This window comes from Hyphomicrobium album (assembly GCF_009708035.1).
Lineage (GTDB): Bacteria > Pseudomonadota > Alphaproteobacteria > Rhizobiales > Hyphomicrobiaceae > Hyphomicrobium_A > Hyphomicrobium_A album.
Map to the genome: position 1 here is coordinate 28,426 of NZ_WMBQ01000001.1, position 15,420 is coordinate 43,845.

Here is a 15,420-nt window from a genome sequence, read left to right on the forward strand (position 1 = left end):
ATCAGAACTTTGCGTTGACGTCGAGTTGGAGGATGTCGACGGAGTAAGGTGCGCCGGCGATGGCGTTGGCGCTGAACCCCTTTACCGTCGTCGTGACGCTGTGGCTGAGCGCGAGATTGCCGCCGACGATGAAGCCCTTGAGATTGGTGCCGCCGAGACCGAAGTCGGAGTCGGTGAAGGCGTCGAGCGTGGCGTCGGACTCTAGCCACTTGTAGCCAAGGTGCGTGTTCCAGTCGCCGAACTCTTCGAGCTCCGTGTGGCCGACGGTGGTGCGCACGAACCATCCGTAGCCGCCACCGTCGTAGGTGCCGGGGGCGCCATTGAAGCTGGCGCCGATGTTGTTGACGGCCCCCTGACCGACGATGGCCGAACGGTCGAAGGCAAGGTTCTGCACGTACTCGCCGTCGATGATGATGTGATAGGGGCTAAAGTACCCAAGGTCGGCTTGCGCCGTTACGACGAGCTCCTTGAAGTCGCTCGCAAGCCCGAAGTATTGGAACTGATTTGTGGTTCCGTTGCCGTTACTCGCATTGGCCTGAATGTTGCGCAGGGGCGTATACGTATTGCCCCTTTGCGCGAACGACGGACGCAACGCATCGGTGTCGCAGGCGCTCGAGGAGTTTATGACCTCGCACTCGGACGACACTTTGCCCTTCACGTTGTCGAAGTCGTAGTACGCGACGCCGAACTTGAGCCCAATGTTTTCGCGCGGCTTCCAGGCGACGCCGACCTGGGCGCCGTAGAGATACTTGTCTTCGCTATCGTACTTGTTGTCCTCGTTGCTGGCGAAGTTCAAGTCCGTGTTGAAGATCGGAAACGCGCCGGCCACGGCCCAAGGAACGAGGTCTTGCATGATCTCGTGCTTGGCCTGCAGCGCGACACCATCGAAGCCGAGATCCGGATCCCAGACGAGGTCGGCCGGGGCGAAGAACGGGTTGTCGAAGCGGCCGATGCTGAGCTTCGCCTCCTCGATGGGCGCATACTTGATGAAGGCGCGGTCGAGCCAGATCGAGTACTTGCTGAAGTAGCCGCCCGAGCTGCCGAACGTCTGGTTGGGCGAAACCGGCGATCCGTCATTGCCGCTGGCCATGCGCAGTCCGGCCGTGAACCCCTCGCCGAGATCGGCGTTGAGGCCGAGCCGCACACGCGTACGGAAGCGGGTGCGGTCCTGGTCGGTATTGTATCTGGGATAGGGATTGGTTGCCCCTCCCCTAATGTCATAGGGGCTGCCGGTGTTAATGGAGTTGAAGTTCGGGAAGAACCCACCCGGCGCGTTGCCGTCGGGAAAGAAGATTCCCTCGTAGCGGGCGCGTATGTCGCCGTAGAATTTCATGTGCGAGGCCCATTCCGGATACTTGCCGGGAGACGCCCAGTTCTCGCGCTTGGCCTGATCCATAACCTCCGCGCGGATGTCGTCGCGCAACTGGCGCTTTACAGTTTCGGGGACGTACGAGACGTGCTTGGTGCCCGGCGGCGAGGCGGCGAGCGCCGCTTCCTTAGCAGCCTTGGCGGCCTCGGCGGCCTGCACGGTGGCGTCCTTGGCGGCCTCGCGGCCAACGTAGGTTTCATCGTCGGCCTGTTGGATGATCGCTGTGGCCTGCTCCTCAGTGAGGACTCCTTTCTCGACGAGCGCGTTCACCAGGCTGGCGGTGGCGTTGGGCGATGTCGGCTTCTTGTCGGAGACCTTTGGATTGTCGGTCTTCTCGGTGCCCGAGGCCGCTTGCGTTGCGGCCTGCGCTAACATCTCGCCGCCGAATTGGCGCGGCGCCTGCGCCGAGATGCCGGCGGCGCTGTTCTTGGCGACGACGCTTTGCGCCTTGACCGGGCTAGTTGCGGCTCCGGCGAGGCATACCGCCATCGCGATCGCCGACACCCTCGGAGAGCTGCCGAGCAGCAGCCCTACACGAACGCTACGCTTACTATTACCGTGCATCAGACTAACCCACCCCCATTACACACTTCAACTTGGCCGTCGCACCGTAATCCGCGTGACCATTGGCATCGGCATGTCCCCCGGCGGCCCTTCCCGTAGCCGAAGTCCGGGAAGGACGACGTTCTGAAGGACCGCATTGAGTTCCGCGGTCCCAGTCGATGAAACGATTTGAACGCGTTGGATGCGCCCGGAGCTGTCCGCCCACAGGCGCAGCTGCACCTGCATCAGGGAGTTGCGAGTTTTGGCGTTGTTACGCAGCGCCGATTCGATCTCGCCCTGCACCATCGATGCGTACCAGCCCCAGCGGCTGCGCCCGCCTCCCCCCAGCAACCCACGGCCGCCTGGATTGGCGCCAAGACCCATTGCATCGCCGGGACCCTCGGCTTCCGCATCGAGCGCCAGAGGACCCGGAGGCGGCTCGTCGTTCGCCTCGTCTTGCGCCTCCTCTTTGGGCTCTTCGATCGGCTCGTCCTTGGTTTCCGGCTCGACCATCTTCGGTTGCTCGATCAGCTCCGGCTCGGGCTCTTTCTGCTCCGGCGGCGGCGGCGGTGGCGGTGGGGGCGGCACCAGACGCACGATGATCGGCTCCGGCACGCGGCGCGGCGGCGGCGTGTTATCGCCCAGCATCAGCCACGCGGCGCCGCCGGCGAGCATCACCATGGCGGTGAAGGCGGCGCCGAACAGCCAGAGTGGCCGCGTGCGAGGATTGCGATCGTCTGGCGCGCTCATGGTCGGGTTACTTAACCAATGGCTTCGTTGCGACGCCGACCTGCGTGATGCTCAGGCGGGACAGCAGATCGAGGACGTCCACCACGTTCTGAAACTGAGTGTGCGCATCGCCGCGTACGACAACCGGGAACTCCGGCGTCAGCGCTTTCTGCTGCACCAGCCGCTGCTCGAGCTCGATGAGCGTGACGGGAATAGTGTCGAGGAAGACCTTGCCGTCGTTGCCTATCGTGATGGCCTTGGTCGTCTGCTGGGCCAGCGATGGCGACGGGCTTGCCTTCGGCAGGTTCACCTTCATGCCCTGGATGGTGGCGGTGGTCATGATGATGAAGATCACCAGCAGCACGTACGCCAAGTCGAGCATCGGCGTGATGTTGATGTCGTCGTACGGCTTGGATTCGGTGTTGAGCTGCATCGCCGTCACTCCGCCGCAAGGCTGACGGGACGCGGCTCGGGCCGCTCCGCATAGGTCTCGGCCATCCGCGTGATGAACTCATCGACGAAGACCTGCATGTCGTTGGTCAGGTCTTTGATGCGCGAGATGAGGTAGTTGTAGCCGAACAAGGCGGGGATCGCGACGGCGAGACCGGCGACGGTAGCGACGAGTGCCGCGGCGATGCCGGGTGCGATCGCGTTGACGTTCACGTCACCCGAGGCCGCGATCGCGGCGAAGGTGATCATGACGCCGACGACCGTTCCCAGGAGGCCGAGGAACGGGCCTCCTGAGATGGCGATGGTGAGCATGACCATCATGCGATTGAGCTTCTGCGACTCCCGGATCATCACGGCATCGAGGCTGGCGCGGATGGCGGCGATCGATGCTGCCCCGAGCACATGCGCCCTGGCAGGATCGCGGCTGAAGCGTTGCGCAATCTCCTCGGCGCCGACCTGGTAGATCTGGAACAGCGAAGAGTGGCGCATCAGCTTCTCGTCACCGGCGACGATGTGGCCGCTGATTTCGTCGAAGCGGACGTTGTGTGCCCCCAGGTTCGCGGTCGCCGCGCGGAAGGCCTTCGTGAAGTGCGAGTTGGCTCTGGTCTGCTTCTTCAGCATCGAAGCCTTGTCGAACATCACGAACCAGCTGATGACGGCGAGCACGACGAGGAAGCCGATGACCACCCAGCCGTCGATCGTCACCGAGCGCAAGATCACAGCGAAGTAGCCGGACAGCCAGCTCGATGTTTCCTCGTCGACGCTGAACGAAATGAGCTTGGCCTGCTCGGGACCGTTGCCGATGGCCTGCGCCTTCAGGAAGCCGGGCGTGCGCGCGGTCTTGGCGATGTTGACCTCGTCGATATCGCCGACAAAGCCCACAGCAGCGGCAACTACAGGAGCGGCAACTACAGGAGCGGGCGTTGGGCTGGGCGTGGGTTCTGGAACTGCCGCGGGCGCAGCCGCGTCGGCGCTCGGTGCGGCGGTACCGGCCGTCGGCGCAGCGGTACCGGCCGTCGGCGCCGTCGCGTCGGTCGCCGGCGTGGGCGCCGCGCCGGCATCCCCTGCCGTGCCGTCAGACTGGCCGTCAGACGCGGGAGCTGCACCTCCGCCTGGCGGCGCGCCGCTCGCGTCAGGATTGGTTGGGCTCGCCTCAGGTGGGGTGGGGGGAGTCGCGCCGCCTGCGTCAGGAGTGGCGGATGGAGCCGCACCGTCCGCGGAGGTTGAGGCGTTGCCGGTCGTGGGGGCCGGCAAAGTCGGTGCTTCCGCGGACGGCGCGACGGTCGGCGCAGCGGAGGCATGAGGAGCCGTGCTGCCACCGATGGCGCTGATCGTGTTGAGCGCAGGTAAGGGCGCGTTGAGAGTGGCGTAGGGAGTGCCGTCGACATACACCGTGGCGACGCCAGCGCTGGCCGTGACAGCCAAGTGATGCCACGTGTTCAGGCTGACCGGAGCACCGGCTGACGTGCGCTGCACGGTTCCCGCATTCGTCACCTCGAAAAACGGCGAGCCGTTGTCGAACCCAATGACGATGGCGTTCTGACCATCGTGACGGCTGTACAGGCTGGCGTTCGGTTGCGCGGCCGCCGGCTTCACCCACGCCGACCAGGTCAGCGAACCGTCCTGGGGTAAGGAGAGAGAAGGCGAAGCGGGGACGATGAGTGCCGACTGACCGTCGAGCCGCAGGCCGCTGCCGATGATGGCGCCGTCGGCGGGCTGGCCCGCGCTCTGGGCGCCGTTGGCCCAAACCGAGGAATCCTGCGCCGGGGTTCCGCGCTCGGCGAAGTGATAGACAAGCAGCGTATCGGCGTCGTAGGTGCCCTTCGCATCGTTCGACGGGATGGCCTTCTTGTTCCCATAGTAGAGCCAGACGTCGGTCTTTGCACCGGACGGAAGATCCGGTGCCTGCACCCAGACGAACGCCTCGCCGAGAAGCGAGTCGTACTTTTCGATGTGATGCTTCAGCGGCGTCTTGTCGTCCGCCGCTATGAAACGAAGATCACCGCCGTCTTCCTTGGCTTGCCCAAAACGGAAGTTGCCGACGTGCAGGCGCACGAGCACCGGCACGCTGCCGATTGGATCGGTGATATTGGCGCCGGAGGCGCTGGTATCGATGGTGATCTTCTTGCGCAGCTGCCATTCGTCGTTCCACCACGCCTGCGCGGTCTGGGACCACGCGACGAGCGCGGCCACGGCGAGCAGCCATGTCAGGAATGTCGCCTGCCGACTTCTGCGACGCTTCTCCAGCGTTCCAAGCGACGAACTGACTTCGAAGATCGACATCACAATTCACCCCAGATACGGAAGAGCACGCGTGGCTCCCCCTCTTTGACGGACGGTTCAGTGGCCTCGGGAACGGCGACCGCCACCATTCCGTTGAGGACATCAAAAGCCTTGAAGGTCGTGCCTGCGCCGTAGCTCCACAGCTTCGAGCGCGATTCCTGTTCCACCAGCGGCTCGTGGATCATCGTGAAGCCGCCGTCGATGAAGGCGAACAGGCGCCAATCGTTGAAGATCTTGCGATCCTTCGGAGCCTCGCCAGACTTCTCGAGTTCGGTCTGCAGCAACGCGCCAATGTTGGGGCTGCGGATTTCGATGCTGGCCGAGCCGCCGCTGTCGCCGAGCGCCGTCGATTCCAGATAGCCGCGCACCGTCTGCAAGCCGCCGATGCTGTACTGCTCGCTCGATACGAGCGGCTGGTCGCCGAGCTGGCCGCCGATCCTGCCGAAGAGCTGGAACCCCTCGGGCAGGTCATAGGTCTCCGACAGCTCGGCGTTGAAGGTGAAGAAGTTGGGCGTCGCCATGTAGCGTTTGGCATCCCATTCGGCCCAGCTGTCGCTGCCGAAACCGCGCAAGCCGTGGGTCACCGTGGCACTGAGCTGCGTGAGCGATTTCTCGACCTGCAGGCTGGCGCTGTAGGCGGCGACAACCGGGAAATAGGTGATGGGTGAATCGAAGCTGTCGTCGCCGAGAGTGAGCGTCTGGCCGAAATGCTTGTAGTCGAGCCCCACCGAAAGCGTGTGATAGAAATTCTCCTTCGACGGCAGCGTGATCACCCCGCGCATGCCGAACGTCTCGCCCGGTCCAACGACATTGATGTCGCCAAGCAGCGCCACGTCGCTGCGTGAGATGACGCCGTAGGTCAGGATGCTGAACCACTCGACGTCCGGAATTCTCGTCAGGTACGAAGCGGAGAAGGCTTCCATGTCGTCGCGGCGCTGCGGCGCCGTTTGATAGGTAAAGCTCAGCGAATGGCCGCGCTGCCACAAGTTGTCGTAGTGGATCGTGCCGTTGAGTCTCAGGTCCGTCGTGTTCGGACTCTGACGATTGTTGAGCTCAACGCTGGCGTGCAGCGGAAGCTTATCTTCGACGTTGAGATCGACATCGACGGTGCCGGGCGTCACGCCAGCCCGCAATGCCGGCGTCACGCGGCGATCCGGCCATTGATTGAGGGCGATGATGTCCTTCGTGGCATCGTCGAAATCGGGAAGGACGCCCGGCTTCAGCGAGCGGGCTCTCTTCTTGACGGTGTCGAGGTCGTGGTACTTCGAGTTGGTCACCCGAACGTGCCCGACGCGCATTTCCGTCACGCTGAGCGCCACGTACTTATCGTCGATGTCCTGATGGCGGACTGCGACGCTGACGGTCTGCAGGCCCTTGTCGTGGTACTTCTTCTCGACCGCGGCGCGCGCTTTCTCGATATCAGCCGGAGTACGCCCTTCGCCGAGGTACGGGTAGACCGCCTCCTCAACCTCGCTCTGGTCCAGAGTGTCGGCGCCTTCGACGCGATACTCGTAGACATCGAAGACCTGTGGTGCCGGAGGCGCGCCGGGCTGTGCGGCCGAGGCATCCTGCGCGCCCTTCTCCGACTGATCGGCCTGGGCCTGGCCGGTCTCGGACTTATTGGTTTCGGACGGCTGCTGAGGATCGGCACTGGCGGCCGGCGGTGCCGAGACACTGCCGGCGAGGGCCAGAAAGAGCGCGGCCGCTGGCGCAAACTGCGTGCCGCCGCGCGTGAACGCACGCTCGGCACAAGGCTTCGAAGAGCGAGAACGCATAAAACGCCAACTCGTACGCTAGAACCCCTACGACACGCGTTGCGCTGCAAGCGGGTCTCTAGCTGTAAGACGTTCGCCAAGAAGCGGATGCGAATCGCAAAGTGGAGTTTTTTGCCTGGCGGCGCGGACCGTGGCGGAAAGGGCGCAATGCTCTATCGTGCGGCAGCCGATGTAAGCGCGATCAGGCTTCGACCAACCGCTCGCCCTAGCTGAGCAGCGTCACTCCGCCGGGCAGCTCGGTAACCTTAGCGCCGAACAGCTGCTTCACTTGGGTAAGGAAATTGTCCAGCTGCGCCCGGTGGAATGTACCGTTGACGATGCGCGCGCTCAAATCGCCGTTGGTGATGATGATGCGCCCGGCGCGGTACCGATTGATCTCCTTGACGACGTCGCTGAGCGGCTCGTCCTTGAAGATCAGCACACCCTGGCGCCAGGAGGTCGCCTGCGCCGCATCGACGTCGACCACCGCGTTCAGCCCGTCGCCTAAATACGAGACCCGCTGGCCGGCGTGGAGGTGAGCCCTACTGTCGCCAAAGCGGATTTCGACGGCGCCCGCGGCACACGTTACCGACACGACATCGTCGATGCAGCGGGCGTCGAAATCCGCCTGCGTTGCGATGACCAGACCGCGAGCGGCGAAAACGACCAGCTCCTGCCCAGGCGCGGTGCTGGCGTTGATCGCGGCCTCGCCGTCGATGAGCTCGACTTTCATCGCGGACGCGGTTGAATCCACGGCGATACTGGTCAGCGTGCCAAGCTCGAGGGAGACACCCGACCCGAGCGCGACCTTCAATTGCTCGCCTTTGCCGGTGCGATAGTCGGCGGAAAGCTCTTCGAGCGACGGCCATAGTTTGAGCGGCGGGCGAGCGATGAAGTAGCCGGCTGCGGCAGCAGCCATGGCCCCGCCGAGGAAAGCGCGGCGGGTGCTGCGGCGCTGCCACAGTGGCACAACGGTCGAGGTGGACGGCGTCGCCCCTTCGCTGGCGAGGTTGGCGGCGGCCCTTTCCGACATGCGCCAAAGTTTTGCGGCGCGTCGAACAGCATCCGCATGCTCAGCGCTTTGGCTGCGCCAACGCGTGAACTCCGCTGCATCGGCGGTGGTGGCGTCGCCCGACTTCAACCGCACCAGCCAGGCAATCGCCTGGCGCAGCAAGGGGTCGATATCGGGCGGCTTGTCAAAGGGCTCCATCACTACCCAATAGCCCACGTCGCAGGTCCGGAAGGCGTTGTCCCCGCTACGTGCAAAAGCGCGGCTCTAGTCAATAGACGATTCGCCGGGGGCAGTTTCGCAATGCACGTTTGAATTTTCTTGCAGACGACGAGCTCCATATTCCAGGGCACGTTGGACCTCGATGTCGACAGTACGAATGCTTATGCCAAAACGCTTTGCCAGCTCGCGCCTCGGCGTCTTCTCAACGAGCACGGCCTGGAAAATTGCGCGGCGGCGCTCGGGCATCTCCGCGATTGCACGCTCAAGCGCGCGCAACTCGGAGCGCCCCTCGACAATGCGCGCCGGATCCGGCGCATCGTCGGCGAAGTCGAGTAGCGTGTCGATTTCTGTCGTCGTCAAATAGCGCGTCTCCGCACGCCGCCGATCGGCAGCGATGTTGAGGGCTGTTCGAAACAGGTAATTGAGGGGATTGCGAACTGGGCTGAGGACGGACGCGGATTCAAGCCTCAGATACGTTTCCTGCAGGGCGTCATTGGCAGCCTCAGGCGACCCGAGCCTGCGAGTGAGCCGCTGGCTAAGATCTGCGTAGTTGACGACCAGGAAATGCCTTAGCTCCGTACGATCCGCGTCCGACACGCCCTGCCGCCCCCACACGCGACTTACGGAACCCCACAGGCAATTAACGCAGCTGAACAACAGTAATGTGACGGACGTGTATCAACGCATCTCGGCACCTACAACGCGCGACGCTAGCGCAGCGAGAAAGCGATCGGCAGCACGATTTTGAGCTCGCCCGGCATCTCGCCGGGGATGGCTGGCAACGGCTCGGCCCGGTACAAGGTCGAGATTGCTTCGGTGTCGAGGATAGGTGTCCCGGAGCTTGAACTGACCCAAGCATCGAGGATCGATCCGTCGCGGCGCAAGCGGAATAGAACCTGCACGGTGCCCTCGAGCCGCTGCATACGCGCGACTGCCGGATAGCGCTGATACTGCGCGATATGACGCAGTAGGATTTGGCGGAACTTCAAGGCGGTCTCGGTTGGAGGGCTGCGCGCGAGGGCCGGTGCGTAGTCTATATCTGCCTTGGCAATAGGATCGAGGTGAGGAGACTGCAGCGGCTGCTCCGCCTCCTCCGCGATCGATGCGTCCTGCTGGGAAGAGGGACCGGATTTCGTGGATATTCCCTCAACGTCCACGCCCTCGACCGAGGCAGTGTCCGTCGGCTGGAGTTCGGCGACCGATACGAGTTGGACCTCGACCATGGCGCCGGATTGCAGCATGCCGGGTTGGGCGGGGAACTGGTGCAGCCAATAAACGCCGCCGGCCAGCAGGATGACCGCGAGCGCGGAAGCGACAAGGAGGCGGACCACCTCGCCGGATGCGCCGACGCTCGTTTGCTCCTGGTCGTTGGGCAACCGCTCGAATGCCATAGGAGAGAAACCTCACGCCGCTTGCGGCGCCGCGCCAGCGCTAACCTATTGCACACCCATCTACAGTGAGCGCACAGAAATGACGAGTTGAACCGGCTGCGGCGCGTTGGCCGGCGGCGCCCGCGTGAGGGTGAGCCCCTCCAGGGCGATAGGAATGGAAGCGTCGCGCTCGACGTCCCCGGTGGACTGCGCCAGCGTCACCCGGCGAATCTTGCGCGACGCATCGACCCACAGGCTCACATTCACCCGGTAGTTCCCCGATCGCGTTTTTTCGTTTTGGCGGAGTGCGCGCTCGATCTCAAGCTGGATGACGGTGCCGAACTCGCGCAGCCGGAAGGCATCCGCGGTATCCCCCCCCGACACCTTCAGAGTGTCGAGGGACAGGTCGGCTTCCTCGAGGGCTGTCGCCGGCGGAAGGTTAGCCTCATCCTCTGGAACATGAGCCGAAAGCGTGATCGCGTTCTTGCGGGCGTAGCGAACCCTCAGCTCAGTGCCAGACAGTAGCATCTGCAGCGCCATTTCAGGCGTGTATTCACCTTCAAGTGGAAGTGAGAGTTTCCCCTCTACGACGCTGCTCTCATACAAGACCTCGATCCCACATGCGCGCGCGTAGCCCTCGAGCGCGCTCGCAAGCGGCTGGCTCGGAATTCGAAAGTTAACGACGGTGGTATCGACAGGGGGCGGCCCCCCTTGGCTCCAACTTGTGTCGTTGTGGGCGTTGAGGACCGCAAACAGACCGAGCAGGGTGACAAGCAACGTCCGGGATCGCTGCGCACGCAGCGTGCGCGTTACGGTAGTCGCGCTACTATCGTCCACTTGTCCGACTGCCATGCGCGCCTACGATCCAAGCGTCCGCAACCTTCACACTCATCGCCGCGGGCTCGCGTCCTTGTCAACGAGGGCCTGATTCCAACTCATGCGCAAAGGCAGTTGCGCAGTGGCAACAAGGCACGCCGCGCAGCCCGGCACTCTGGCGCGAATGCTGAATATCAGCTCGAGCAATGCCGCCGCGCGTGAACGCACCCGCAGCCTCGCCATGCGCTCAGTGGTGAGCTAGAGCCAGAAAGTTACATGTTGACGACATGAATTCGACCGCGGCCGAGACATTATTGCCTCAGGAGGCGCCGCGTAAATCACTCCGAGCGCCACGATCTCGCCCATTCTCCAAGTGCACCGCTCCACAAAAGGCGGAGCGTGGCCGAGATCACTTCTTCGAGCGGTCGCGCTGCAGTGCTTCTAGGTGCTCTGCGTAGGCGTCGAGAAAGTGCTTCCGGGAAGCAGTTCCTCTCTCACCATCGAGCTTTCGTGCGTCTTGAATGGCAATCTGCTCTGAGCCTTCAGCGAAGGTCGTCGTGCCCTCGAAAGTCATAGAACTCCCCCCTACAGCTACCCGCGCAGCACGAATAGGACGGGACGCGCGACCAAGGCCAGTGGCGATCGCGTCCAATCCACGGCGCGGAATCCGCCGTGGGCACGCGAGGCGTGGCGCTTGACTGTGTCGTGATCGCCGCCCTTCTGCATAAGGCGGCAGATGCTCTGACTCTTGCTCGCGCGTCTCTAACGCGACGTACGCCCGCACGTGTGAGCATTGCAGACATGGTTATGGCGGAGAGGAACCGGCAAGGCTGGGCGAATGAGTTTTTGATCGCGTAGTGCCGCAAGGGCGCAAGTCTCACTTGTCAGTGCGTCTTACGTCCCAGATTTCCGCAGTCGGGCGTTTCTTACCATCAAACACGACAAGGAAGCGCAGCTCATCGCCATTGCGCGATAGTAGGGTCAGGCCTTCAGGCTTGGAGAGCAGTTTGTTCTTGGGGTGGTATCCGAGGTCGCAGAGGCGTTCGGCCGAACCAGCCTCTTCGCCGTTCCCAGCAACCTGGGTGCGGGTGTTCCAGGCGTAGATACGAAAGCTCTGTTCCTCGTCGCCGTTGGGACCGGCGAGTACGTAGAGGCCGTTATCGGCTGGGGCGAGGTCACGGATGCCTCGGCCATCCAATGTGACGAAGAGAACTTTGGCATTCATCACGTTCTCGCGGTCCAAATCCTTGGAGAGGCGCAGCACCGGCACGAAGTTTTCACGCAGGACGGGGCCCCGGAAGCCTACAAAAAGGGCGTCGTCGGTGGCGGCAAGGCCTTCGATGTCGACGCCGTTCTCCTTGTTGGGCAAGCCGACGAACGGAGAGAGGACGGCATTTGCGTCGATGAAATCACGCAAGCTTGTGCGCTGCTTGATCTCTACCCGATCGCCACTGCCGATGGTGAATTTGATGAGCTGACTGCGGGTATCGCAGGTGCGGATGTTGGCGCGGGTAAGACGGTGCTCATTCTCCTTGGGCGACTCGTTCTTGCGTTGCTTTGCGCGGTCGACGGAATGGGAGGTGACGGCGAAGAAATCGTCACCATTGCGGGTTAGGGCTTCGAAATCCGATTGCGGGCAGTTCTCCTTCCCTGCCTCAAAGAGCTCTAAGTCCCGGGTGATCCGATAGCGGTTCTCGCGTTCACGGCGGAATTCCTGAATCGCGTACCAGCGGCCGTCGTGCTTCAGGGCCTCGTTCGAGACGATGTACAGGCGCTCTTCATCGGGGTCGACCACCACGCCGCTGGCTTCGGCGCGGTCATCATCGTCTTTGCCGGCATCGAGCTCAACGGTGCCGCCCGAGGCGCATTGCCAATCGGAGGCGGTTGCGGTCTGGGTGAGGAGCAACAGGCAAGCGAGATAAAGGCGCATGAAGAATCTCGGGCTGTCGGCCAGCGGACACGTGACTGCTGTGCGTATGCGAAGAGCTTGTTCGGGCCAAGGCACCCAGGGTTCGCTTACGCCGAGAGCACGCCATCGGCGCTACGTCTCTAAGCAAGTGTTGGTCTCGATTGCATTATAGACTCGATCGCGAGGTGCGAACATCGTGATACCGTCAACATTGCTTTTATGCGCCAAAGGGTAAGATCATAATGTCCGATTTTTCCAATTACGTCGTACTTTGAACGAGGGCGCCGTCGTCGTCGCCGCGGCCGGCAACCAGAGCCAGGCCGACTTCAAAGTGATCAGCGGACCTTGATGTCGCGGACCCGCAGGTCAGTCACTGAACCGGGACGAACGCTCCGATCCGGTCGTTACTACGCACGACTGTCACACTTCGTATTTAGATAAGGTGATCGGGGCCCACGGCCCGGCGTCTCCTGGGAAGCCGCCGTGGCTGCGATGGGCATTGGGGCGGACCATCCGGTAGCTTGATGTGTCTCGGCAAACTAGCGGGATCGTCGACAACGGCTGCTGTCTGGCAATGCTTCTTTCGCTTCATGTTCCTCAGCACCGTGATCGCTGTGGATGGGGCGGCTTTGTCGGCTGAGCCGCGTGCACCGGAACAAGCAATCCAAGTCGACTTCAATATTCCTTCGCAACCCTTGATGAGCGCGCTCGAGGCTTTCAGCGCATCCAGCGGCTATCAGATCCTCATGGGCGATCGAGCATTTGCGCTGCAGCGTTCGGCGCCGCTCAAGGGGTCGTTCACGCCGCGCGAAGCATTGATGCGCATGGTCGCAACGACGCGCGCGAAGGTCCGCTTCACGGCGTCGAGCTCCGCGATCCTGCTGCAGGACGACTCCAGCGCATACGATGGACCGGTCGATACAAGTGCGGCGGATGAGAAATCCAGGTTCGAGGCCGCATTGCAGGGCGATGTTCTGCGGGCCTTGTGCCGCGACGCCGGCCTGCGACGCGCGGTCTATCGAGCAGCAATCGACCTCTGGATTCATGGCTCAGGGGGCGTGGAGCGGGCGGAGCTCCTTGCGTCCACGGGCAGCCCATATCTTGACAGCCGCATCCTCAAGGTTTTGCGCAGCCTTGCGTCTGCCGTTCCGCCGCGCGGCCTGCGACGCCCCACGACACTGCTCATCGCTCCCAATCTTTCAAGGCCGGATGAAGTTTGTGCAGCGGCGCCGCCCATGCCTACTAAATTGAGGCAAACAGCGGGTCGATGACGCATTCAACGCAACGTGGTGCCCTCCGCGCCTTGCTGGAGGCGGGCTATGCCGATTTGAAGCGCAGGCTGGCGCGTCGATTGGGTTCGGTCGATGCCGCGAGCGAGGTGCTGCACGACACATACTTGCGCCTCGAGCGGTTCGATGGCGCGATCCCAATCGCCAACCCGCATGCGTATCTGTTGCGGATGGTGCTCAACGTCGCCGCGGACCGCCAACGGGCCGATAAGCGCTTGCTCTCTGCAGTAGAGGTCGACGAGCTTTGGCGGCTTTCAGAAGATGTTCTCGACGCCGAAGCCATCACGGCGGCCCGCTCGGAACTCGATGAGTTCGCAATAGCGTTGCAGGAGCTGCCGCCGCGATGCCAGGCCATTTTGTTGGCCGCGCGGGTGGAAGAACTCCCGCACGACGTCATCGCCGAGCGCTTCGGAATATCGAACCGTATGGTGCAGTTCGAGCTGCGCCGCGCGCTCGAGCATTGCGCTGCGCGGCTCGGGAGGAAGGTGGTCCGGCGGTTCGGCCCACCACCAAAGTCAGAAGATGGGACGTAGGGAACGGACCGTTGTGCCGTGCGCAGACGGACGAGAAGTGCTGACATGAGCAATGATCGACAGCGGCGGGGGCCGCGAGAGCATGATGCGAGATCCTGGGTCGTCCTCCTGGCCTCGGGGAGGGTGACCGCAGGCGACGCCGCGGCCTTTCGCGAGTGGCAGGCACGCGACCCCAACAACGCCAAGGCATTCGCGCAGGCGAGACTGCATTGGGACCTCCTCGGAGAAGCTACGGGCGAACTCGCCCGTCTGCCGGCTGACGCGCGAGCCGGTCGCTCAGGCGAATCCGGGCATACGCGCCGTTGGCTTCTGGGCGCGGGGCTAGCATCGGCCGCCGCCACCGGCGTCGCGCTCATCAATCCGCCCTTCGGCATGTGGTCGCCCATCGTTGATTTCGCGGCCGACTTTCGCACCGGTATCGGCGAACGGCGGACCATCGCCATCGGCGGCAACGCATCGGTGGAGCTGACCACGCGCTCACGGTTGGCCCTCGACACTGGCCACCTCGATAGCCTGCGCATGGACCTTCTCGCCGGAGAGGCTGCCTTCGCGGCAGGGGCGCGTCTGCTCACCGTAATTGCGGGTGCGGGCCAGACGAGTGCGCTCAATGGGCGCTTCAGCGTGCGCAACGATAGTGGGACCGTCGCGGTGACCTGCCTCAGCGGCGCGCTCGAAGTACGCTGCCGCGATCGCGCACTTAGGCTCCGAGCTGATCAGCAAGTTCGCTACGACGATGAGGGACTTGGGGAGGTGAAAGACGTGGACCCCAATGACGTTACGGCTTGGCAGCGCGGGCTTCTTGTGTTCCGCAACAAGCCTTTGCAGGACGTTGTCGATGAAGTGAACCGCTATCGGCCCGGCAAAATCGTCATCCTCGACCGCGACCTGGGAAGCAGGCTGGTGGCACTGGCAAGCTTCTATCTCGACCGGCTTGACGATGTCATACCGCAGATCGAAACGCTCTATGGCGCTCAGGTGCGGCGCCTGCCGGCAGGAATCGTCCTCCTCAGCTAACGGCAGCCCGCGCCGTCAGAACAAAAAACTGAAGATCCCTTTCAGTTGGTCGCACCCTCGATAGTCATACTCAGTGGGGGACTGAGAATGGTCTGGGCAAGTTCAGCCGAGCCGACCGGAACGTGCGCCA

The 15,420-nt window shown here is 63.2% G+C and carries 14 protein-coding genes; 3 read left to right on the forward strand and 11 right to left on the reverse strand.

From position 1 onward, the window contains the following. Position 1: 1 nt before the first annotated feature. The 11 genes from GIW81_RS00050 to GIW81_RS00100 form a co-directional block, all read right to left on the reverse strand. The gene (locus GIW81_RS00050) at positions 2–1,858 is read right to left on the reverse strand and encodes a putative porin (protein WP_195930268.1); all 1,857 of its coding nucleotides are present in this window, start codon (positions 1,856–1,858) and stop codon (positions 2–4) included. 102 nt (positions 1,859–1,960) lie between these two features. Next, the gene (locus GIW81_RS00055) at positions 1,961–2,662 is read right to left on the reverse strand and encodes an energy transducer TonB (RefSeq protein WP_154737320.1); all 702 of its coding nucleotides are present in this window, start codon (positions 2,660–2,662) and stop codon (positions 1,961–1,963) included. A 7-nt stretch (positions 2,663–2,669) separates the two neighbouring features. Continuing rightward, positions 2,670–3,074, reverse strand: coding sequence for an ExbD/TolR family protein (locus GIW81_RS00060; RefSeq protein WP_154737321.1), 405 nt, complete (start codon positions 3,072–3,074; stop codon positions 2,670–2,672). A gap of 5 nt (positions 3,075–3,079) precedes the next feature. After that, complete coding sequence (locus tag GIW81_RS00065; RefSeq protein WP_154737322.1) at positions 3,080–5,374, reverse strand: MotA/TolQ/ExbB proton channel family protein; 2,295 nt, start codon at positions 5,372–5,374, stop codon at positions 3,080–3,082. Next, positions 5,374–7,149 (reverse strand): ShlB/FhaC/HecB family hemolysin secretion/activation protein, encoded by a 1,776-nt coding sequence (locus GIW81_RS00070; protein WP_154737323.1) that lies wholly within the window; start codon positions 7,147–7,149, stop codon positions 5,374–5,376. The genes GIW81_RS00065 and GIW81_RS00070 overlap by 1 nt, the downstream gene beginning before the upstream one ends. A gap of 205 nt (positions 7,150–7,354) precedes the next feature. Next, on the reverse strand, positions 7,355–8,338 hold the full coding sequence (locus GIW81_RS00075; protein WP_154737324.1) for a FecR family protein: 984 nt from the start codon (positions 8,336–8,338) through the stop codon (positions 7,355–7,357). A gap of 66 nt (positions 8,339–8,404) precedes the next feature. After that, on the reverse strand, positions 8,405–8,956 hold the full coding sequence (locus GIW81_RS00080; protein WP_210251889.1) for an RNA polymerase sigma factor: 552 nt from the start codon (positions 8,954–8,956) through the stop codon (positions 8,405–8,407). 113 nt (positions 8,957–9,069) lie between these two features. Beyond that, a complete protein-coding gene (locus tag GIW81_RS00085) occupies positions 9,070–9,750 on the reverse strand; it encodes an energy transducer TonB (RefSeq protein WP_154737325.1) in 681 nt (226 codons plus the stop codon). 60 nt (positions 9,751–9,810) lie between these two features. After that, positions 9,811–10,506 (reverse strand): energy transducer TonB, encoded by a 696-nt coding sequence (locus GIW81_RS00090; protein WP_154737326.1) that lies wholly within the window; start codon positions 10,504–10,506, stop codon positions 9,811–9,813. 448 nt (positions 10,507–10,954) lie between these two features. Next, positions 10,955–11,119 (reverse strand): hypothetical protein, encoded by a 165-nt coding sequence (locus GIW81_RS00095; protein WP_154737327.1) that lies wholly within the window; start codon positions 11,117–11,119, stop codon positions 10,955–10,957. 303 nt (positions 11,120–11,422) lie between these two features. Beyond that, positions 11,423–12,475: a DUF3616 domain-containing protein gene (locus tag GIW81_RS00100; RefSeq protein WP_154737328.1), complete on the reverse strand. Its 1,053-nt coding sequence runs from the start codon at positions 12,473–12,475 to the stop codon at positions 11,423–11,425. A 569-nt stretch (positions 12,476–13,044) separates the two neighbouring features. Between GIW81_RS00100 and GIW81_RS00105 the strand changes: the two genes are divergently transcribed. The 3 genes from GIW81_RS00105 to GIW81_RS00115 are packed head-to-tail and all read left to right on the forward strand — an operon-like array spanning position 13,045 to position 15,290. Continuing rightward, positions 13,045–13,725, forward strand: coding sequence for an energy transducer TonB (locus GIW81_RS00105; protein WP_154737329.1), 681 nt, complete (start codon positions 13,045–13,047; stop codon positions 13,723–13,725). Further along, complete coding sequence (locus GIW81_RS00110) at positions 13,722–14,276, forward strand: RNA polymerase sigma factor (RefSeq protein WP_154737330.1); 555 nt, start codon at positions 13,722–13,724, stop codon at positions 14,274–14,276. The genes GIW81_RS00105 and GIW81_RS00110 overlap by 4 nt, the downstream gene beginning before the upstream one ends. Before the next feature lie 45 nt (positions 14,277–14,321). Beyond that, positions 14,322–15,290: a FecR family protein gene (locus GIW81_RS00115; RefSeq protein WP_154737331.1), complete on the forward strand. Its 969-nt coding sequence runs from the start codon at positions 14,322–14,324 to the stop codon at positions 15,288–15,290. The last annotated feature ends 130 nt before the right edge of the window (positions 15,291–15,420 follow it).

Coding starts and splice junctions, on each gene's coding strand:
- GIW81_RS00110 (WP_154737330.1), top strand. CDS start 13,722: ATGACGCATTCAACGCAACGTGGTGCCCTCCGCGCCTTGCTGGAGGCG.
- GIW81_RS00115 (WP_154737331.1), top strand. CDS start 14,322: ATGAGCAATGATCGACAGCGGCGGGGGCCGCGAGAGCATGATGCGAGA.
- GIW81_RS00055 (WP_154737320.1), bottom strand. CDS start 2,662: ATGAGCGCGCCAGACGATCGCAATCCTCGCACGCGGCCACTCTGGCTG.
- GIW81_RS00065 (WP_154737322.1), bottom strand. CDS start 5,374: ATGTCGATCTTCGAAGTCAGTTCGTCGCTTGGAACGCTGGAGAAGCGT.
- GIW81_RS00095 (WP_154737327.1), bottom strand. CDS start 11,119: ATGACTTTCGAGGGCACGACGACCTTCGCTGAAGGCTCAGAGCAGATT.
- GIW81_RS00105 (WP_154737329.1), top strand. CDS start 13,045: ATGTTCCTCAGCACCGTGATCGCTGTGGATGGGGCGGCTTTGTCGGCT.
- GIW81_RS00070 (WP_154737323.1), bottom strand. CDS start 7,149: ATGCGTTCTCGCTCTTCGAAGCCTTGTGCCGAGCGTGCGTTCACGCGC.
- GIW81_RS00085 (WP_154737325.1), bottom strand. CDS start 9,750: ATGGCATTCGAGCGGTTGCCCAACGACCAGGAGCAAACGAGCGTCGGC.
- GIW81_RS00100 (WP_154737328.1), bottom strand. CDS start 12,475: ATGCGCCTTTATCTCGCTTGCCTGTTGCTCCTCACCCAGACCGCAACC.
- GIW81_RS00060 (WP_154737321.1), bottom strand. CDS start 3,074: ATGCAGCTCAACACCGAATCCAAGCCGTACGACGACATCAACATCACG.
- GIW81_RS00075 (WP_154737324.1), bottom strand. CDS start 8,338: ATGGAGCCCTTTGACAAGCCGCCCGATATCGACCCCTTGCTGCGCCAG.
- GIW81_RS00050 (WP_195930268.1), bottom strand. CDS start 1,858: ATGGCGGTATGCCTCGCCGGAGCCGCAACTAGCCCGGTCAAGGCGCAA.